Below are 20,591 nucleotides of genomic sequence, written 5' to 3'. Positions count from 1 at the left end.
GAACGCCTTTTCCCAAAAGAATTGGAACGCGAGTAATAATCATTTCATCAACAAGGTCTTCTTGAAGAAAACTTTGGATTACTCTACCTCCATCTATGTAAAGATTTGTATATCCCTTTTGATTCAAATGATTAATTATTTTTTTTATATCTCCACGAAGAATTTCTGCTTTACCAAAAACTTTTTCTGGAAGCTTTGTTAAGCTATTACTTAATACAAAAACGGGTTTTGGATAAACCCATTGACCAAAAGTTAAAACTTTATCAAAGGTTTTTCTTCCCATCACTATGGCATCTATGCTTTTCATAAACTTAGCATATCCATAATCACTTTGTTCGGGGTTAGGTATTTCTTCTAGCCAATCTAATCCGCCATCACTTGTAGCGATAAATCCATCTAAGCTTGTTGCTATATAGACATAATTGGTCATTAGATTTTATCCGTAATTGTCAAAATTAATCCTGATAACTATAAATATTGCAGGTTCTAACCAGATACGGCAAAAGTAGCTCCCGGATTTCTCACAAAGATAGTTTTAGTAGCTGTAGCCCTTATCCAGTCAAATCCAACCTAAACAGGTAAGGGTTTAAACAGTGTATTGTTTTTTCTATTCATTTTGATCAGGGTCAAGCCCAGATTTAATAACGCTTTCAGGGTTTGCGATCGCTAAATTTGTGAGAAATGCGGCGTCTTCAGTACATTTTATGCTAAATTTCCAGTTAAAAAACTCAGAAAGCTTTCTTTACAGGTAAAATTAGGATATTCAACTAACAAAATTTTCTGAATACGGCCTCTGACGACTGTTCCGGTGATCCGCTGTTCCGGTGATCCGCTGTGAAATACTGTTTATTTAGCATAACAAGTACGGAAGAGCCTGTAATCCATGGCAGACTATAAGCAAGCACTGGTAAAAGACGGTAAGAATCCAGAAGGTCTAATTGTCTTTCCAGCTTTCATTACCCAGAAGGAAATGGATGCCCTTAAGGACTTTAGAGTCGGGGATCGGGATACCTTTGTTGTCGCCTATCCTAAATCTGGTACGACATGGATGGAGCAGATTGTTCACTTGCTTGCTCACAATGGAGAGCAAGGGGACAAAGTATTGAGTGAAGCAGTTCCTTGGTTAGAAGGTGCAGCAACTCGTTATGGAGGTTTAGAGAATCTGATTAAAACTCCTAGCGATCGCCGTTACTTTCACACTCATTTACCGTTGTCTTTGATGCCAATGTTTGGCGAAACTAAAGCAAAGTATATTTATGTGGCTCGCAATCCTAAGGATAATGCTGTTTCCTATTATTATCATGCATTGAGCAAAATGGGATACGAGGGGAGTTGGAGCGAATTTATTACGCTATATCGTGAAGGCAAGGTGGCCTATGGCTCAATATTCGATCACGTTTGGGAATGGTGGAAAGCAAGCCAAGATTCAGATAATGTCATGTTTGTCAAGTACGAAGACATGAAAAAGGATTTAGCTCAAGTCGTTACCGATGTTGCTAGCTTTATAGATATTCCCTTAACCTCCGATTTACTCGATGCTGTGGTTGCTGGTAGTGAATTTTCGGCAATGGCAATCAATCCCAAAGCTAATCTGGATTGGGTGCCTCAGCGAGAAGGTATCCCCAAACATATGCGCAAAGGAATTGTAGGAGATTGGAAAAACCACTTTTCTTCAGAAGAGACTAGTATTTTTGATGCTCTATACCAATCAAGAATGGCACAATTTGGTCTGGAATTTGACTTTGAATTGACCTATTAGCCCGTAGCGCTATAATGGTTCGAGCTTCCAAAAAGGGATGCAGCAAGGGAACAGGGGGTTTCCCCCACTTGCGCTTTCCATCAAGACAATAGACTTCGCGGCAGTTGTCGGGAACAGGGAACAGCGGATCTGGGAACAGTGGACAAGAATTGAGGTAAACACTATCAGAAAAATACTTTTGCAAGAGGTCTAATGAATCAAGACTTCAGAAAGAGAAAAAATTATACAAGAGTGGAATGTCTACTAACAATCTGACTTTTCACGGGATGTGGAAAGTTAGATTGTTAGTAAGCATTCAGCTGAAGGGCTACGCGCACGCTACTTGAGGTGCTATCATAAAGTAGGGTGGACAAAGTTCTATTATCTAGAATTCTGAAAAGAACTAAACGGTTTTTGCCCACCCTACAAGCTCACGGCTGACCGCTGACTCGCCCTAGGAGGCGCGCACCTTGAGCAAATTTAATTCGCCACGGGTTGCACCTAAAAGATACATGCTGCTTTGGGCGCGACCTTGGAGGTTGTCGGAATTTATGGTTTTCTAGCGCTAACAAGTGAGTAATAACCGTAAGTTTGAACTATTAATATTTCTTCAAACCCAGCTTCTTGCAAAAGTTGCTCAAGCTCCGCTGCACTAAATTGCTTACCCTCAGTAACCCAAAATAGGCACAGGGAAAATGAAGTAGCAATTAGGGGACTGTCTTTAGTATCTGCTAGTAGTATTTCATGTAAATAAATTCGACCTCCATGGGGTAAGGCTTCAAAACTTTGCTTGGCTAAGTATAAACATTTTTCCCATCCCCAGTCGTGAAAAATATTACTGAATAAAACTGCATCGTAGCCAGCAGGAAAAGGGTCTTTGAAAAAATCCCCCACACATGTATCTACTCGGTCAGATAATCCAGATTCTGCTATGTATTCTTTTGCTATCTTGCATATTGTTTGTAATTCTAAAATAGTGCAGTGAATTTGAGGGTAACGCTGAGCTAAGGCAAAACAAAAAGCACCAGAACCCCCTCCTACATCAAGAAGATGTTTTACATTAGAAAAGTCACCTTTACTTGCAGCACCAATCGCAGGAGAAACGGTTTGACTGTGCATATGCCTGGTAAAAGCTTTAGCTTTTTCTTCTTCTAGTTCATGGGTTTCCCAAACATCCTTGTTGTTGTAAATGCTAGCCTTATCATTACGAAAAGCTTCTAGGAGAGAGGAATGGGATAGAGGATTTTCTCGTATGAAATGTAGTATGCCGCCCCAGTAATAAGGACTATGAGGGAGTAAAAAAGTTTGTGATACCTGGGTAAGGTGAAATTTTCCATTGAGCTGCACAAGATAACCTAGTGATGCCATTACTCCCAAAAGCCCTTCGGTAGCACGAGACCCCAAAGACAAGTTTCTTGCTACCTCTTGAGCGGTTGCAGGTGCTTGATCTAATAGAGAGAAAAGCCCTAGTTCGTCAGCGACGGTAAGTGTGGGAAAGTGGAACATTGACAACCATGTATCCCAAAGTAGTTTATCATCACAAGTTAATATTTCTAGTTCCTGATTTTTATCTGAGATTGACATGATATTGTCCTCCCAAAAGTGATGTCCCTGCACAGAGTAGCGATCGCACTAATCAACCAATTGATCGAGCAACTCGGAAAGCTCCAACTGGTCTTTGTTGCGGTTATGATTGTAAATCATTAGACATCTCCAATGTCAGGATCAACCCATCTAATTTTTTAAATCCTATGTATAGTGTTTTTGAAATTCAATAAACACTATATGTGGAAAAGCCATTGTCAATAAGCACAAGAAGGCCGGTTTATTGAGAAGTATCCCCGCTTACCCAACAAGATGCGTTTACCCTGTCTCCAATGTAAGCATTCAGGTGCTGGGGTTGACAAAAGGGGAAAGATGAGTAATATAGCGCTACGCGCAAGGCAATAGGAATCCCCCCTAACCCCCCTTAAAAAGGCAATAGCCAACAGTTTACTACAACAGCTTAGGTGCGCTTGACCCATTAAGAATTTAATTCGCCACGGGTCGCACCTTTTGCTGCTTTTATCAATGTCCTAACTTTAATGCGTAGTGCTATATTTTAGAACCATGGAAATTAAACCACCGCTGGGTGGTAGTCGAACCCGAAAGCTGTCCGTTATCTCAGGGAAACCACTGGGGAAGTAAGTGTGAGTCAACCCGAAGCTATGTCGTGGCTCAGCTGGTAGAAAGTCCCATCGCAATTGTAGTGTATTCACCATTCTACATTCTTAATTCTACATTCTGGAAGACCTTCACAATCCAGCCTGCCATCTTCACAATTCAGCCGAAACCTTCACAATTCAGCTGCAGTCTTCACAATTCAGCCTTAATTGCGATGCCATGTGGTAACGCCACCACCCTGGTCAATCAACGTAATCCCTTGAGCTTGCAAGTCATCGCGAATGCGATCGCTTAATTCAAAGTTCTTGGTTTTCCGTGCTTCAGCCCGCTGCTGAATCAGTGCTTCAATTTCCCCATCACTCAATCCATCCGTAGAAACTTCCGTTTCTTCTTCCGGTTGTGCTTCTAACCCTAATACCTGAGCTAATTCCACGAGACTACGCCATTGCTGCTCTAATTCTGAAGCAGGAGTCTCGGTTTTACCCTGATGTACGAGGATATTGCCTTCCCGGCGTAACCCTTTGGCCACTTCAAACAATACCGCTAAGCCTCCTGCAAAGTTGAAGTCGTCATCTACGGCTTCTTGAAACTGTTGCGCTATAGTTTCTTCTACCTGCAAGGGGTTTGATGGTGTGGCTGATTGGTCTTGCCATCCTAATTGTATACCATAGTTATGGCCAAACAGCAAGCCCTCTTTGAGAGTTTGCCAGCCATTGGTAGCAGATGCGATCGCATCATCCGTAAAATCTACTGGCTTACGGTATTGCGCCATTAACACAAATAGCCGCACTGCCATCGGGTCAACCGGACGGTCGAGTAAGTCTCGGATAGTAGTAAAGTTGCCTAGAGACTTAGACATTTTCTCTCCATCCACCTTAACCATGCCATTGTGTAACCAATAACGGGCTAGGCTTTTACCAGTTACAGCTTCCGATTGAGCAATTTCATTCTCGTGGTGGGGGAAAACCAAGTCAGAGCCACCAGTATGAATATCAATCGTTTCCCCCAGCATATCTCGCACCATGGCCGAGCATTCAATATGCCAACCTGGACGACCAGGTCCCCAAGGGGATTCCCAAGAGGGTTCCTCTGGCTTAGCGCTTTTCCAAACCGCAAAATCAAAGGGGTCTTTCTTCTTAGGCCCAACGGAGTCGGCTACATCCACCCGTCCACTGGCTCCTGCTTGCAAATCCTCTAACTTGCGGCCAGAGAGTTTGCCATACTCCTCAAACCGACGCACTGAATAGTACACATCCCCATCGGCTTGGTAAGCATAGCCCTTTTGTTCCAACTCATACACCAGTCGCTTGATTCCATCTAAGGTATGAGTAGCGCGGGGGTAAGCATCAGCCTCTTGGACATTCAGCCTTGCCATATCTTCAAAATAGGCATCAATGAAGCGTTCAGACACTGCCTCCATAGAGGTGCCTTCCCTTCGGGCTCGGTTCAGGATTTTATCATCAATATCTGTAAAATTTTGGACATAATTCACATCATAGCCCCGCCATTGTAAGTAGCGACGAGCGGTATCCCAGACAATACAGGTTCTAGCATGACCCAAGTGGCACAAGTCATACACCGTAATGCCGCAGCAGTACATCCGGACCTTACCAGTTTCCAATGGCTCAAAGGATTCCTTGCGGCGGGTTAAGGTATTGTAAAGGTGTAGGGTCATGACAAAGAAAAGGTAAAATCACCAGCAGTGGGCTATAGCTATAGTAATAAAATACGATATCTTGGTGTATCTTGATTCTGAACTGTTTTCACAAGTTGCCTTATGCAAACCTTACCGACTGATTCTCCATCTGGTCAAGGGATGGAAGCCCCAAAACAAGGCTTACCCGTTACCATTATTACCGGTTTCCTGGGTAGCGGCAAAACCACCCTCCTCAACCATATCTTAAGTAATCAAGAAGGCGTCAAAACAGCGGTCCTTGTTAATGAGTTTGGTGAAATTGGTATTGATAATGAGCTGATTATCAGTACTGATGATAATATGGTCGCCCTGAATAATGGCTGTATCTGCTGCACCATTAATGATGATTTAATTGAAGCAGTTTACAAAGTATTGGAGCATCCAGAAAAGCTGGATTATTTAGTGGTGGAAACCACCGGATTAGCTGACCCCTTACCAGTGGCGCTAACCTTTTTGGGCACAGAATTGCGAGATATGACTCGTCTTGATTCTATTGTCACTATGGTAGATTCAGAAAACTTTAGTCTCGATCTATTTAATAGTGAAGCAGCAAGTAGTCAGATTGCTTATGGGGATATTATTGTCCTCAACAAGACTGACTTGGTAGATGAAGCCAATGTAGACCACTTGGAAACCCGGATCAGAGATATGAAAACTGATGCCAGGATTTTGAGAACTACTAAAGCCCAAGTGCCAATTCCTTTAATTCTCAGTGTTGGTCTCTTTGAGTCTGATAAGTATTTCGACAGCAAAACATCAGATCATGATCATGACCATCACCACCATGATCATGACCATCATCACCATCATGACCATGATCATCACCACCATGATCATGACCATCATCACCATCATGACCATGATCACGCTCATCACTATCACTCCGATCACCTAGAAATTGACGGATTCACTTCCCTTTCTTTCGAGAGTGACAAGCCCCTAGGGCTTCGGAAGTTTCAGGATTTCCTAGACAATAAGTTATCCTCTAATGTGTTCCGCGCTAAGGGAATTCTCTGGTTTGATCAAAGTCCTCAGCGTCACATCTTCCACCTCAGTGGTAAGCGTTTCTCTATTGAAGATGATGAGTGGAAAGGTGAACCAAAAAATCAATTAGTGCTGATTGGTCAAGATTTAGATCATGATACATTACGTGAACAATTAAACCAGTGTATCTCTTCAGAGTCTACCAATACACAGCAGGGGATTTGGTAAGCAATTGTTGAATTAAGAATGAAGAATTAAGAATGTAGAATGAAGAATTAAGAATGCAGAATCCTAAATTCGGCGTTGCTGATTATGGGTATGATTGAGCCCCCCTAGCCCCCCAAGCGAGGGATTGCTCGCTTGGGGGGAACAAGACTTTCTTGGGTCCCCCGCCCCCCTAGCCCCCCAAGCGAGGGATTGCTCGCTTGGGGGGAATTAGCGGATGCTTAGCTTTTTTAAAGATGGGAATTTAGGGGTCTTGACCACAATCAGATGATTGCGCATTCATACTTCAATTCAGCAACGTCCTAAATTATACATTCTTAATTCTGAATTCTTAATTCTCAATTCTTAATTCTCAATTCTCAATTCTCAATTCTCAATTCTCAATTCTCAATTCTCAATTCTCAATTCTCAATTCTCAATTCTTAATTCTCAATTCTTAATTCTCAATTCTCAATTCTTAATTCTCAATTCTTAATTCTACATTCTTAATTCTCAATTCTTAATTCTACATTCTTAATTCTACATTCTTAATTCTACATTCTTAATTATTAATTATTAATTACCCCTAAAACTCTCCAAAAAAAATTTTCTAAAACCCTTGACAATTATTTTTATAATCATTCCAATAATCACTATACTCACAATGAGTTCAGTTTTTTAGTGATGTCCAAAAAATTTTCCCAAAATTTCAAAAAACAACCCGCTAAGCACGTCCTGAAAGGTTCTCGTGAAGCCGTCATTTATAGTATGCAGATGCTATATTCCCTAGGCTATGGGTCGATTGCTGAATGGACCCCTCTGGAACCAACTGATGTTCCCGGGGAAGTGATGACTACCATAACCAAGTATTGGCTGTTGCCATAACACTTTAAATTTCTGGGGGGATTTCCCCCCCTTGCGTGACCTTTGGCCAATCAAATCATCACATCGGGTTAGATTTGGGAACTTAGTGATATCACAATTTCAACTGACTTATTGTGGAGTTGAAATAGCCGTGGATAGTATTTCTACGGCTATTTTTTTGGAAGCTATCAGCGGTCAGCGGTCAGCTATCAGTTATCAGCTATCAGCTATCAGCTATCAGCTATCAGCTATCAGCTATCAGCTATCAGCTATCAGCTATCAGTGATTAGCTTATGTGCTACGCACACGCTACGCGAACAGCTACGCGCAATCGGTGCTTTTGAATACAATAAGCTGACGGCTGACAGCTGACGGCTGACGGCTGAATGCTTAGCTAAAATACTATTAGCCTTAACTAATACTTAAATCATGGACGATTTAAATTACTATTTAGACAAATACGACGCTATACCCTTAGATACTGAGCAATACAAAAATAGTTATGTCGGCTGGGCACTAGACCTTTTTATAGACGAAACAAAGATAGTAAATCCTTATTTAGATATTACCTTAAGATTAGACTTAACCGATGCCGAAACTAATTATAAGGATAATTTCAATAATGACTATTCAACCTTTACGTGTTTCTTAATCTGGAAATTACTTAAAGCCCTGAAAGAACATCCTCCTTTTTGGTGGAGATTTATTAACCAGAAATGGTATCAAATTAATAATCCACCATTATTTTGTCCCACTGCTGTGGGAGGGGAAGCTCGATTTTTACCAATGATCATCAATAATGCCACAAAATTAGGATGGCTGGAATTTTCAGAAGTATACAGAAATACCAAAGACAGTATTTTTGCTAATCCTATATGGTTCAATAATAATGAGAGCTCCTATGCTTACCAACTGGGTCAATTTGTTGGTAATCTTCCTGGCTTAGATTTTCTAAGTTTTTCTATCCAGACAGGTCGTGGAAATACCCAGAGTTTTTTCTACTTTGGAAAGCGAACCTACGACAATAATCAGCAAAGACTAACGGTGCCTTTAGCTATCAAATTTCACCATAGCAATTTAGATCCAATGCTAATCGAAGTGTTAGTTAAGGATTATCTAGCTGAATTAGCTAAACCTGAATAAAACTCCCTACAACTCAATGGAATAATAATCCAAACCACCTTTTCCTGGACCCTGAGTCCACCGTGAATCAGGTTTCCAAGCACCATTTTCTTCTTCCCGACGGCGAGTGTAGACAGTGAGCTGATTATCCTTAATTTTCAGTAGATTATATTGCCAAGGATAACCGGGTATGAGTTCTTTGGTAGGTGCCCCAAAGGTGCCAGCACCAATTTGGTCGAGTTTGCGCCCAGTTGGACTGAGGTCGTAACGGAAAAGGCTGGTTTCGGCTTTGTGGATGTGTCCGTGGAGGAAGAAGCGGAATCCAGCTTTGGCGAGTTGTTCCATGAATCCTTGGTCGGTAATGCGATCGCTTCCAGCACTATTGAGGGGATGGTGCCAAACCGCTAGTTTCAGGCAGTTGCCGTAGTCTGGGTTACGGCGAATTTCGGCCAGAGCCTTGCTTAGAGCACCGGAGTGGATGCTAGCACGAGCTCTAAAGTGGTGATCCAGTTCCCAAGCGGAGTTTAGTCCTAGGATCAGCAAGTTTTGGTCTGGGAAATGGTCGATAATGGCTTGCTGGTCATAGTCGAGGGGATAGGGTTTAGTTTTGATAGCTTGATAGAATTGGCTGAAGTGGGCAAACCGTTGTTGGTATTTAGCGTCATCTCGGACTCGAATCACCTCTTCAGTAACTTTGATGTAGTGACCCTCTGTGAGTTCACCGTGGTATTTTATGCGATCGCGTAGCGGCTCTGAAAGAGCATCGCATAAATCCTAAGCCTCCTCTAGTTCCCAATTGAGGTCATGGTTACCAGGAACTAGAACAATTTGCTTCCAGTCTAGGGGGAAGTCTTGGCGGAGGTTGTGGAGAAACTGTTGTGCAGTCTGGTATTATTCAGGGTTTGGGATTATAGATTGGGTTGTAGAATTGGCAGCGCTCTTGAATGGCGTTAAGAGCGTTCATGCTTTGATCACAACTTATGCCATCATTAGTTTGTACAAATTCTTCGTTGTTGAGGCGATTAATCAGTTTAGAAATAGTAGCTTCTGTGCCAATTTTTTCCAGAGCTTCTGCTGCCTTTTTAGGTACCCAATAATCACCATGTTCTAGGCATTTAATTAGCCCATCAATAGCGGCTTCTGAACCAATTTCTCCGAGAACTTCTACCGTTATTTCTAGCCTATAATCCTTATCATTATCCAGGAGTTTTATCAACTTATTAGTGGCGGATTGTGAACCAATCTTAACCAACGCATCTGCTGCCCTTTTCTGCACAGAATAGTCGTCATATTCCAGGAGTTTAATTAGCCCATCAATCGCAGACGTTGCTCCAATATTACCCAAAGCCTCTGCTGCCTTACGACACACCAAATCCTCCTCATCTTCCAAGCATGTAATTAACCCGTCAATCGCCGCTGCTGACTTAAGTTTACCCAAAGCCTCTGCTGCCATCCAACGCACATCTGAGTGGTCATCTTCCAGACATTTAATTAATCCATCAATCGCTGCTTCTGAGCCAATATCACCCAAAGCAGTTGCGGCCTCACGACGCACTAAATAGTCGTCATCTTCCAGACATTTAATTAACCCATCACTAGCCGCTTCTGAGCCAATTTTTCCCAAAGCCTCTGTTGCCCAAATACGTAAATCAGCGTCTTCATCGTCTAGGAGTTTAATCAGTTCATTAATAGCATCTAATGAACCAATTTCTACCAGAGCTGGTTTCGCAATATACCTTACATGACGCTTTTCATATTTCAAGAGTTTAATCAGAGGATCAATAACTACTGATGATTCTAGGGATTCTGGTGATTGGAAGTTAACCAGAGCTTTTGCAGCATTTATGCGCACATAGGAATCTTCATAATTGAGGAGTCTACTCATACCATCTCTAGGAGCTAGTGACGAAATTTTCATCACCGCATCTGCTGCAGTAGAATAGACATCATAGTCTTCATCTTCCAGGAATTTAAGTAGCCCATCAATAGCTGCTGGTGACTGGATTTTACTCAAGGCTGTCACTGCACTTCTCCTTACCATAACGCTTTGATCATCTAGACAGCTAAGGAGACCATCAACAGCGGTTTCTGAATCAATTTTTCCCAGAGCATCAGCCGCATAACGGCGAACATTCTGGTCTTGATCTTCCAACAGTTTAATCAACGCCTTAGTAGCTGATTGACCTCCGATTTGAGCTAAAGTATAGGGTACCTTCCACCTTTCATAAAGGTCTTTATATTTAAGGAGTTTAATCAAAACATCGATAGTTGCTGGTGACCGCATTTCAATTAGAGCTTCTGCCGCCCTCGTACGTATAAGTGAGTCCTCATCATCCAGGCATTTACTTAAGGGAGCAATCGTGGCTTCTGTGCCAATTTCAGCCAGAGCATATGTCGCCCTCCTACGCACATTTGATTCGGGATCATCCAGGCATTTACTTAACGGGTCTATGGTGGCTTCTGTCCCAATTTTTTCGAGAGCTTCTGCCACACTCCTACGCACAGCAAAGTTGTTATGAGTCAGGAATTTACTTAGCTCAGGTATCGCTTTGTCTGATCCAGTTATTCCCAACAACTGAAGCTTAAGTAAAGTCGGAACCTTTAACCCAGCCACCAACCCAACAGTCTGCTCCTGAAACTCCGGTTTTACTGCTCCGGCTAACCTGGCTCCCAGTTTCCAATCCACTGCTAATCCTAACTTGACAACCCGCTGGGCTTGGGCTTGATCATCTACCAATTGCAGCATCAGCACCAGAGGTTCTGTCCATTTAAAATAATTCAGATAGTTTTGTTGTAACTCCTGATCGCTGATACTTGGTAATTGTTGTAATAAAGATTCTGCTGTATTTATTATATTCATTTTATAGCATTTATAGTTGAGTTTTTAACATAGAATTGATGGGAACAGCGGAAGGGTTGCATTTCCAACTTCTTTTCAATCCCTAAGTTACCACCAACTCCTAAATCCCTAGTGGTGAAAATCATGGGAGTAGGCTTCTGGTAATCCCTCCGAAACTGAGTCAAATCGACACGTGCTGCTTCTGAGGGTAGCTCGTTTACCCCATCGATCAGTAACCAGAATTTTCCATCAAACAATAGTCTTTCGATCTCCGTGGAGTCCAGCAGTACACCATGGCGTTTCAGAAAATTCCGTACTAACTCCAACACGGATGTCTGGTAATATCGCAGTTCCACCAGCACCGGAATTTTCCCTGGTATCCCATCATCCCCCAACAATCGCAATAACGCAGTGGATTTGCCGGAACCCGGACGACCCACTAGTAAAACATGGTCAGTAGCATACTTGAGCAATCCTTCTAGGACAGGTAAGCGCTCAATTTCTTCCCGATTTTCGTCTGGTTGTGGCTGCTCCGACTTGATGGTTTGGACCATCAGGTTAAAGTTAAACAGTCTAGGGGTCTGTTGCTGCGGCTTGGGCTTGCGGCCTTGGACATCGGTGAGGGTATAAACTTGCCACCATTTGGCGTAGGTGTTACGGATTGATGCTAGATAGGGATCCCAATTGATCATCTTAAGGATCTTGTATGAATTATGAAGGTTGAATTATCTGGCACCCTTGTCATTCATTATAGTGGGCGGGCAGTTGGTGGGCAGTGCTTTGGGATGGGATGGGGAGCTGATCTGATTGGTCTGCTGCACTGCCCACCCTACATCTATTGCTCGATTGTAGTGGAACTGGCATCTTGCCAGTTTCAATATATGTTGGGGCGGGCAGGATGCCCGCTCTACTGCTATGCTCACCCAGTGGAATGGGCATCTTGGTAGAACTGGCATCTTGCCAGTTTCTATTTCCAGGCAGTTGGTGGGCAGTGCTTTGGGATGGGATGGGGAGCTGATCTGATTGGTCTGCTGCACTGCCCACCCTACATCTATTGCTGGATTGTAGTTGCAATTATAGTTGACAAAATTATCTATAAGTGCTTACACCCCTTGCCCTAGATATTTCCATCTCCTGATCACGCCATCTCCCGGTGTTCCAGTGCTATTCTCCCACTGGCAACTGTTGAAATAATCAAGACTTAGGCAATTGCCCCCTAAATCCCCCAATTCTGGGGGACTTTGACATCATTACCCCCCAAAATTGGGGGGCAGGGGGGCAAAACCCAGTAAACTTCGTAAGTCCTAATAATATTTTTTTTGTAAATTAGTTGAGAAAGCTTTGCATTTGAAACCTAAATAGACTAAACTAGTCTATGAGCATTAGCAATAACTAATCCCTGGCTGCTCAAATCTTCCCTTAACCAAGGCAGCTTGCTTCCAGCTTTTAACTAGCGGGGGGTCTGGGGGATACATGAACCTCCCAGGGTAGTTTTCTGGGTTTCAATACCCCTAAAAGTGGTATGAGTCTAACAATGAACTACTGTTACCGAATCTATCCATCCGCCATTCAAGAGCAACAATTGCTCGAATGGTTGGAGGTTTCTCGCCTGCTTTACAACCAAGGATTGGGAGAAATCAAAGACTGGATAAATTCGCGCAAATGTCGTGTTAATTGTTGCTCTTTGCAGTCGGAATACATCATTCCAGCTGATATTCCTTTTCCTAATTATTATGATCAGCAAAACGCCCTCCCTAAAGCTAAGGAAGTATTTCCCCGCCTGAAACAAGCCCCTTCGCAAGTACTTCAAACTACTCTTCGTCGGTTGCATAATGCTTGGGACTTTTTTAAAACAAGAGGCTTTGGCTTTCCTCGTTTCAAGAAGTATGGGCAACTCAAGTCCCTACTTTTTCCTCAGTTCAAATCCAACCCAATTACGGGTTGGCAAATCAAACTTCCCAAGCTGGGGAAAGTGCCGATCAACCTGCATCGACCTATCCCTGATGGGTTTGTGGTTAAACAGGTAAGGGTGTTGAGAAAGGCTGATAGATGGGAAGCAGTTATTGCTATTTCTTCTGATATCTCGATACCGGAAGTTAAGCCTCATGGTAAGGCCATCGGCATTGATCTCGGGCTTAGCTGCTTTCTGGCAACATCTGAGTCTGAGTTGATCTGTAGACCCCGATTTCTGGTTAGTTTGCACCGCCAGCTGAAATTGCTGCAACGCAAGTACGCCAGAACTAACAAGGGTTCTAAAAATCGAGAACGAGTGAGACTAAAGCTGGCCAGGTTCCACAACCACATTGCTAACACCCGCAAAGACTACCACTACAAGCTGGCGAATCATCTTTGTTCCACTGAAGGAGTGGGGATGGTTTTCGTTGAAGATTTGAATGTTTTGGCAATGAGTAGAGGGATGCTTAGGAAGCATACCCTCGACGCCGCCTTTGGTCAGTTTATCAACATCTTGGAGTGGGTAGCATCTAAGCACCAGGTCTACTGTGGGCGTGTCGATCCTAATGGCACCTCCCAAACCTGTCCCAAGTGTGGAACTCATACCGGCAAAAAGGGGCTTTCGGAGCGGGTACATCAATGTAATGGTTGTGGATATAGAACGGATAGAGACCATGCAGCTGCCCAAGTAATCAGGTGGCGTGGTTTAGAACAAGTCAGTACGCAGGGACTCTGCGGAATAGAAAACGCCTATGCAGTCGGTCTGCCGGGGGTTGGGGAGACCCGATCTAGGTCAGAGGCAAAATCTCGTAAGAGAAAAACTAGGAATGCCCAATCGTGAGGTTGGGAAGCCTACACCATAATCGTTGATTTGGTGTAGGAGGATGTCACTAAAAAACTATTTCATTATTGATTATGGATCCATCTATATCTGAATCAGAGGCCAGTCAAGTGATAGAGATCAAGTGGGGAGACCGATGGCAAGTCTATCGGCGCTTGCAAGAGCTAGAGATTCCCTGTCACTGTAAGACTGACCAGCCCTTGAGAGCTGAAATCGATAATGTCACGGCTTTGATTCAAATTTGGAGTATCCTCAGACAGCTAACCCTTCCGCGCCAGGAGTTAATATCCTGGCTCGATGATTGCTGGCAGCTTCCTAGCAAAAGGCGCAAGGAGAGACTGTAACTAGTAGGTAAGCATTCAGCCCTCAGCGGTCAGCCGTCAGCTTTCCATAACTCAGATTAAACTACTGATCCTGTCAGGTCTACTCAACCTGCCAACATTCAACCTGCCAACATTCAACCTGCCAACATTCAACCTTCAACAAAATAACTTTCACTATCAATTCATGACAAAACCAGCAATTCTACATTTAGAAGGGATTACTAAACACTTTGATCAAACCACTGAGCCAGCAGTGGGGAATGTGTCGTTTACCCTCCATGAAGGGGATTTACTGGGATTAGTGGGGCCATCTGGCTGTGGCAAAACGACTTTACTGCGGATTGTAGCTGGGTTTGAGCGACCCCAAGCGGGACTAGTGGTATTGGCAGGACGGAAAGTGACTGGGCCAGGGTATTGGTTACCACCAGAACAGCGCAATACTGGTATGGTATTTCAAGACTATGCTCTATTTCCTCACCTGACCGTAGCAGAGAATGTGGCGTTTGGGCTTAAGCAGAATCGGAAACAGAAGAGTGGTGTCTGTGTCAAGGGTAATACGGAAGATGCGATCGCATTAGTCGGATTAGCTGGCATGGGCAAACGTTATCCCCACGAACTCTCTGGTGGTCAGCAGCAGCGAGTAGCCCTAGCCCGTGCCTTAGCCCCGCAACCTAAATTAATTCTATTGGATGAACCCCTCAGCAATCTGGATGTCCAAGTGCGTCTGCGGTTGCGTCAGGAAGTGCGAGCTATTCTCAAAGAAACCGGCACCTCTGCTATTTTTGTCACCCATGACCAAGAAGAAGCCTTGTCGATATCCGACCAAGTGGGAGTAATGCGTTCTGGTCGATTAGAGCAATTGGGGACACCAGAAGAAATCTATACCAATCCCAGCTCTCGCTTTGTAGCAGAATTCGTCACCCAAGCCAACTTTTTACCAGCCCAACGCAGAGGAGACCTATGGGAAACAGAAGTAGGCTCCTTTGCCATCAGAGTCAATGATGCCATACTTAATACAAAACTGGATCAGCTGGAGCAAGGGGAGCTGATGCTTAGGGAAGAAAATGTACTTCTCAAGGCTGATGATGACTCCACCGTAGTGATTCAAGACCGACACTTCCTAGGTCGTGAATACCGCTACTGTTTACAAACCGCTTCCGGCACAAAACTCCACGCTCGCACCAACCTTAGCACTCAGTTACCCGTAGGGAAGCGGGTGCGACTGTCTGTAGCTGACCCATCAGTACCGATATTTTAGAATTTAGAATTTAGAATTTAGAATTGAAGAGAATTTAGAATTTAGAATTTAGAATTTAGAATTGGGAATTGAAGAGAATTTAGAATTGGGAATTTAGAATTGAAGAGAATTTAGAATTTAGAATTGGGAATTTAGAATTCACCATTCTGGCTTCTGGCTTCTGGCTTCTGGCTTCTGGCTTCTGGCTTCTAGCTTCACCATTCTGGATTCTGCATTCTAAATTCACCATTCACTATTCTGCCTTCACCATTCTTAATTCTTCATTCTACATTCTACATTCTTAATTCTTAATTCTACATTCTTCATTCTACATTCTTAATTCTTCATTCTTCATTCTTCTCCGCTGACTGATTGCCATCAGAGGATTGCACTTGCTTGAGATGAATCTTATTCACCTGAACAATATAATGTTCTATGGCCTTTTGTGATTGTTGTTGACGTCGCGCGCCATCGGGTGAATCAGAAAAGCGATAAGCTGGAGTAACTCCCAAGACAAATTTTTCCTGTTCCGCCTCTAACAATTCTACAGTAGTGTTGGCAGCAATCCAATTTTCTTGAAACGGAAAGGAAGTAGACACACTAGCAACAATAGAAGCAACAGCTGGAAATATTACTGGGAGCCACTTTAGTAATGCAGAACCAGTTTCTAATTTGTCTAGCAAGACTAAAATTGGTGTTATTCCCGATAAAATAATGGTTAACATTTGGGCAACATAGTAAGCATTTCGGGAGGTTCTGCGGGTCTTTTTATAATCGTCAATTAACTCCTGGCTATAGGTTAATGCTTTTTCTATCGCTAGAGTTATCGGGTTATTCTCTATGGAATTATTACCGCACCAGAGCCCACTACATAGTTTAGACTTTTTGGTCAGTTGCGACTGATGATTAGCTTCTTTATAGTCTTGCCACAATTGTTGATTAAATAGAAACAGAAATAGAAAAACCGCAACACAAGCAGCGCTAACGATTAGCAATATTTGACGGTGTGAGATAAAAATAGAGGCCATTCCAACCCCAACCCCACCAGCCAGGAATAAATAAGAACCGATATTGATTAAAACTGAAGGTCTTGAAATTGATGAAGACGAGATTTGCTCTATTGTCTTAGGAATTTTAGTTTCTGGAATTGCTTCAAAATTAGTCATTTTTATCTGAATATCAAAACAGTTAATGGTAATGAACATAATTGACTAGACACAATTATAGCAAGTAGACATCTCCAGAAACTCGGTTTTGACCCAGGCAGTGCAAGGGTTTGAGGTTAATTTTTGGAGATGTCTAGTGGGCATTGCTGATTGGTAGAATACTCAGAAATCCCACCGTTAACCCTCCGTTATGATTTATTTTTGAAATTTTGTCCCCAAACTCCTCAAACTCCCCCCACTCCCCACACTTCCCACTCTCCCCATTAACTAAGCAATTGACTCAATTGCGGTGGTTGTTACTGTAGGTGACTCTAGTACCAGCCCACTGAAGCTTAGTCCTTAAGGTCTGGTAATAGGAATACTGTTCCCGTAGGATAATGAACTTGGCCTGACAATCTGCTCTACGCACGTCCACCCGTTGTCCAGGCCAAATAGAGGTTGCGAGCACACCATCCATCCAGAGTTTAGTGTTTAGTTCATAATCCCCCAAGGGCCAGATACTGACAACAGAGCCAGAGGGGAGCACGAAAGGACGACTGGAAAGGCTCATCGGACAAATCGGTGCTACTGCGATCGCTTCAATCGAGTCGTGCAAAATTGGACCATTAGCGGAAACAGTATAGCCAGTGGAACCAGTGGGAGTCCCAACAATTAGTCCATCCCCTTGGTATTGATCCACTACTTCTCCATCAATTTCCATTTCCAGAATTGAGGTAATCATCCGATCGGCAGAGGCAGGTTTAATACACATTTCATTGAGTGCGAAAAAGCGTCCGCTAACTGGTGTAATGTCAGTGCGGTTTCCCTCAAACACAGCCCCCTCTAACATCATCCGCCGCTGAACTGCATAGCGGTCTTCTAATAGTCGGTTCCATACTTGCTCAGTGTCTTTAAATTCTTCGATAGGTTCGGTCAGAAATCCCAGATGACCTCCAACATTTACTGCCAAAATTGGTATTCCTTCCGGAGCCAGATGTCTTGCGGCTGCCAATACTGTCCCATCCCCCCCGAGAACCACTGCCAAATCAATGGCTTCGGTGGCAGAAGCTAAAAAGACTGGGTAGGGATTATCTTTCGCGCCACTTGGTCCGATCAGAACCTTGCACTGGCGTGTTTCCAACTCCCGAGCGCATTTTTCTGCGCAACGTTTTCCTTGGGAGTCTCCAGCTTTGTGAATAATAATGACTTGCTTTAGCTGCACGTTACTGTTCTGGCTTACCCCTAGTGTTCACTGTTATTCTAGAGCGTTGGGTTAAGCGTTACCTGATCTTTGCGGGGAAATTGGGGAAATAATTAAATTGTCAAATAAATTTAATTCTCAAAAAGGCGTTTTCTTGATCAAGAAGACTACCAACTTGGGCTAACTATAACTAGACACTGGGTCAAACAGACTTAGTCAATAGGAGATTAACCCATGACAAACGAAGAATTTGATACCTTAGTCAAGAAACTCGAAGATTATGCCCAACAATATCCCGGTAATTATCAGAGTGGGAGAGTTTGAGAGGGAAAAGAATACCCCGTCCTCTTAGGTCTTGAAGTTACCGTAAGGAGAGGGTCGCCTTAATCAATAAGTTTTAACCTTTTTTTGCATAGCCTGCCTTGGGAGTTATAGCAGTCGCCAGGGCAGTTAGGACATGACAAAAGTCTCAAAGCTAAGTATAGCAATAGTTTTACTTCTGACTTCTGACTTCTGACTTCTGACTTCTGCTATACCGTAAGACAGGGGAGCCTTATTACAAAATTTTTAACCTTTTTATTCATAACCTGCCGACCAGAAAGGCTCCCCTGTCTAAGAGGATATCTGAAAAGTTTTTTGATACTGAATTTTGCCCCCCTAGCCCCCCAACTTTGGGGGGAACAAGAGTCAATTTGCTTCTAAAAGTCCCCCAAAATTGGGGGATTTAGGGGGCTTGGATGTAGCAAATGAGACTTCTCAGACAACCTCTAAGGTTTCATCGTAAGTATTCAGCGATCAGCGATCAGCGATCAGCGATCAGGCACGAGAACTGCACGGGGTCGGATTAGTAAAACCAGCAGGGATTTTCAACCAGCCGTACCAGCACCCCCCAGCTTATTTACTAAGCAGGTACACAAAATTGATTACACATTTTACAAAACTCAAAGCCTTACAATGTAAGGGTTACAGAGATGGCGAGTAGGTAATTAATTCTGCGATCGGTGCTTACCTCCCATTGATTAGCTGACGGCTGACGGCTGACGGCTGAATACTTACGTTTCATCTTTAACCATAAAGGCGACCCTCACCATCAGGTTTCGTCTCTGGGGATGAATTTTCCCTCTCAAATAGTGTTAATATAAAAAGTAAGGGTCTCAAAAAAAACTGGGTATTGACCCTACTCAGGTACCCTGGCCATAGGCCACGCTACGGGAACGGTGCGCGGGAAAGTTACGCCCAGGTCGATAACAACCAACGGTGGTTGTGCAAAGGATACCCCATTCCTGCGACGGATGGGGAGGTTCAAGCCTACATTGTTCCTGACGGGGTGACAAACAGCCTTAAAAGCCTTGCTGGGTGTGGGGTGACCGGGTGTAGGGTGTAGGGGAAGATCAGGAGCTGGCTACCTTGCGACGGAACGGATGAAGCGATGAGCAACTAGCTCCCTTTGACCGTACTGCATCCCGACTCCCGACTCCCTACTCCCATTAACCCAGGACGAAAGTACCTCTTTTATAGGGAAGCGTAACCAAAGGTGATGTTAAACCGACGACACCAAATTGCTACAGAGCCAAATTCATCAAGATTCCAGTCGTCAGGAATAGCATAGCGTTGAGCACCACTGAATTGCTTGAGTCGGGCAAGGGTTACATAGTCTCGTGGTTGAATTTTACGAGGTACACTGCTGTTCCGATACAGGACTACATTCACATCGGGGCCACTACCAGTTTTAAAGGATTGATCGAATTCTAGATAGCGTTTACCATTTTCATTGACAATCTTGGCATTTCCTTGAGTGCGATGCCCTCTATCAACGGTGATAAAGCTTCCTGTGGCGATAGTAGAGGCTATTCGTTGACTGAGCAGAGCATTGTTTAAAGAGTTGTGTTTAACAACAGTTGTTTCTGCTTGCACAGCCGGAGTTGCTGCTGCCATTAACAATACGGATAAACCACCAACAATTAGACGTTTCATAACACTTCCTCCTAGTAATAAAAAATGAATTGAATCATTGTTTTAGTTGCTTAATTATTATAATGAACTACCATCCTGAAATCGCCCTAACTAATAAATGAAAGTTAGATGAGATTTAGACAAGAAAACTGAACCACTCAAAACTGACCCACTCATATCAAGTCCGGTTGAATACCCATAAGACCTCTCCAAAAAACAAACTTATGGTAAAATAAGATAAAATTAATCACTTTTATCAACCTCAAAAACCATGAGCTACACTTGGAACTACATCCAAAAAAATCCTAAACAAACAAAAAGATTGCTA

Annotated in this window: 18 protein-coding genes and 1 pseudogene; 8 read left to right on the top strand and 11 right to left on the bottom strand. The window is 43.2% G+C overall.

Going from position 1 to position 20,591, the window contains the following annotated elements; genetic code table 11:
- Positions 1-430, bottom strand: a 430-nt coding sequence (locus F6K38_RS21200) for a dihydrofolate reductase family protein (protein WP_287357375.1), incomplete at its 3' end; no start/stop codon positions are given.
- 453 nt (positions 431-883) lie between these two features.
- On the opposite strand from F6K38_RS21200, the gene F6K38_RS21195 reads away from it, so the two are divergent.
- Entirely contained in the window at positions 884-1,759 is an 876-nt protein-coding gene (locus tag F6K38_RS21195; RefSeq protein WP_287357373.1) for a sulfotransferase domain-containing protein, read from the top strand.
- A gap of 528 nt (positions 1,760-2,287) precedes the next feature.
- Here the strand turns inward: F6K38_RS21195 and F6K38_RS21190 are convergent.
- Both F6K38_RS21190 and cysS read right to left on the bottom strand, forming a co-directional pair.
- Positions 2,288-3,322: a methyltransferase gene (locus tag F6K38_RS21190; protein WP_287357371.1), complete on the bottom strand. Its 1,035-nt coding sequence runs from the start codon at positions 3,320-3,322 to the stop codon at positions 2,288-2,290.
- Positions 3,323-4,106: 784 nt separating this feature from the next.
- Entirely contained in the window at positions 4,107-5,576 is a 1,470-nt protein-coding gene (gene cysS, locus F6K38_RS21185) for a cysteine--tRNA ligase (RefSeq protein ID WP_287357369.1), read from the bottom strand.
- Between the two features lie 102 nt (positions 5,577-5,678).
- Here cysS and F6K38_RS21180 point away from each other — a divergent pair.
- The 4 genes and pseudogenes from F6K38_RS21180 (at position 5,679) to F6K38_RS21165 (ending at position 8,792) form a co-directional block, all read left to right on the top strand.
- Positions 5,679-6,825 (top strand): annotated as a pseudogene (locus F6K38_RS21180) (CobW family GTP-binding protein).
- 644 nt (positions 6,826-7,469) lie between these two features.
- Entirely contained in the window at positions 7,470-7,670 is a 201-nt protein-coding gene (locus F6K38_RS21175; protein WP_008185945.1) for a hypothetical protein, read from the top strand.
- A gap of 130 nt (positions 7,671-7,800) precedes the next feature.
- Complete coding sequence (locus tag F6K38_RS21170; RefSeq protein ID WP_267872050.1) at positions 7,801-7,935, top strand: hypothetical protein; 135 nt, start codon at positions 7,801-7,803, stop codon at positions 7,933-7,935.
- A 143-nt stretch (positions 7,936-8,078) separates the two neighbouring features.
- Positions 8,079-8,792 (top strand): hypothetical protein, encoded by a 714-nt coding sequence (locus F6K38_RS21165; protein WP_287357365.1) that lies wholly within the window; start codon positions 8,079-8,081, stop codon positions 8,790-8,792.
- Positions 8,793-8,798: 6 nt separating this feature from the next.
- Here the strand turns inward: F6K38_RS21165 and F6K38_RS21160 are convergent, their stop codons facing one another.
- The 4 genes from F6K38_RS21160 to F6K38_RS21145 all read right to left on the bottom strand — a co-directional run bounded on the left by F6K38_RS21160 (position 8,799) and on the right by F6K38_RS21145 (position 12,647).
- Entirely contained in the window at positions 8,799-9,452 is a 654-nt protein-coding gene (locus F6K38_RS21160) for a metallophosphoesterase family protein (protein WP_287251660.1), read from the bottom strand.
- A gap of 214 nt (positions 9,453-9,666) precedes the next feature.
- Positions 9,667-11,631 carry a HEAT repeat domain-containing protein gene (locus tag F6K38_RS21155; protein WP_287357363.1) on the bottom strand — a complete coding sequence of 655 codons (1,965 nt, stop codon included), beginning with the start codon at positions 11,629-11,631 and terminating at the stop codon, positions 9,667-9,669.
- Entirely contained in the window at positions 11,628-12,302 is a 675-nt protein-coding gene (locus tag F6K38_RS21150) for an NACHT domain-containing protein (protein WP_287251661.1), read from the bottom strand. Before F6K38_RS21150 ends, F6K38_RS21155 begins: the two co-directional genes overlap by 4 nt.
- A 33-nt stretch (positions 12,303-12,335) precedes the next feature.
- Positions 12,336-12,647, bottom strand: a complete 312-nt coding sequence (locus F6K38_RS21145) for a hypothetical protein (protein ID WP_131827085.1) — start codon at positions 12,645-12,647, stop codon at positions 12,336-12,338.
- A 497-nt stretch (positions 12,648-13,144) separates the two neighbouring features.
- Here F6K38_RS21145 and F6K38_RS21140 point away from each other — a divergent pair, with 497 nt between their 5' ends.
- The 3 genes from F6K38_RS21140 (at position 13,145) to F6K38_RS21130 (ending at position 15,985) form a co-directional block, all read left to right on the top strand.
- Positions 13,145-14,404 carry an RNA-guided endonuclease InsQ/TnpB family protein gene (locus tag F6K38_RS21140; protein ID WP_287357361.1) on the top strand — a complete coding sequence of 420 codons (1,260 nt, stop codon included), beginning with the start codon at positions 13,145-13,147 and terminating at the stop codon, positions 14,402-14,404.
- A 74-nt stretch (positions 14,405-14,478) separates the two neighbouring features.
- The gene (locus F6K38_RS21135; protein ID WP_008185958.1) at positions 14,479-14,748 is read left to right on the top strand and encodes an Asr1405/Asl0597 family protein; all 270 of its coding nucleotides are present in this window, start codon (positions 14,479-14,481) and stop codon (positions 14,746-14,748) included.
- Between the two features lie 163 nt (positions 14,749-14,911).
- Positions 14,912-15,985 (top strand): ABC transporter ATP-binding protein, encoded by a 1,074-nt coding sequence (locus F6K38_RS21130; protein WP_008185960.1) that lies wholly within the window; start codon positions 14,912-14,914, stop codon positions 15,983-15,985.
- A gap of 79 nt (positions 15,986-16,064) precedes the next feature.
- Here the strand turns inward: F6K38_RS21130 and F6K38_RS21125 are convergent, their stop codons facing one another.
- The 4 genes from F6K38_RS21125 to F6K38_RS21110 form a co-directional block, all read right to left on the bottom strand.
- A complete protein-coding gene (locus F6K38_RS21125; RefSeq protein ID WP_154659835.1) occupies positions 16,065-16,214 on the bottom strand; it encodes a hypothetical protein in 150 nt (49 codons plus the stop codon).
- A 94-nt stretch (positions 16,215-16,308) separates the two neighbouring features.
- Positions 16,309-17,130, bottom strand: a complete 822-nt coding sequence (locus tag F6K38_RS21120; protein WP_044493695.1) for a DUF4231 domain-containing protein — start codon at positions 17,128-17,130, stop codon at positions 16,309-16,311.
- Positions 17,131-17,410: 280 nt separating this feature from the next.
- Positions 17,411-18,331 carry an NAD(+) kinase gene (locus F6K38_RS21115; RefSeq protein ID WP_287357359.1) on the bottom strand — a complete coding sequence of 307 codons (921 nt, stop codon included), beginning with the start codon at positions 18,329-18,331 and terminating at the stop codon, positions 17,411-17,413.
- 1,491 nt (positions 18,332-19,822) lie between these two features.
- Complete coding sequence (locus tag F6K38_RS21110) at positions 19,823-20,284, bottom strand: DM13 domain-containing protein (protein WP_008185966.1); 462 nt, start codon at positions 20,282-20,284, stop codon at positions 19,823-19,825.
- Positions 20,285-20,591: the final 307 nt, after the last annotated feature.

Origin of the sequence: Moorena sp. SIO3B2, from assembly GCF_010692525.1 — a bacterium.
Taxonomy (GTDB): domain Bacteria; phylum Cyanobacteriota; class Cyanobacteriia; order Cyanobacteriales; family Coleofasciculaceae; genus Moorena; species Moorena producens.
Note: the sequence above shows the minus strand (reverse complement) of the source record. Positions and strands in the feature narration are given on the sequence as shown.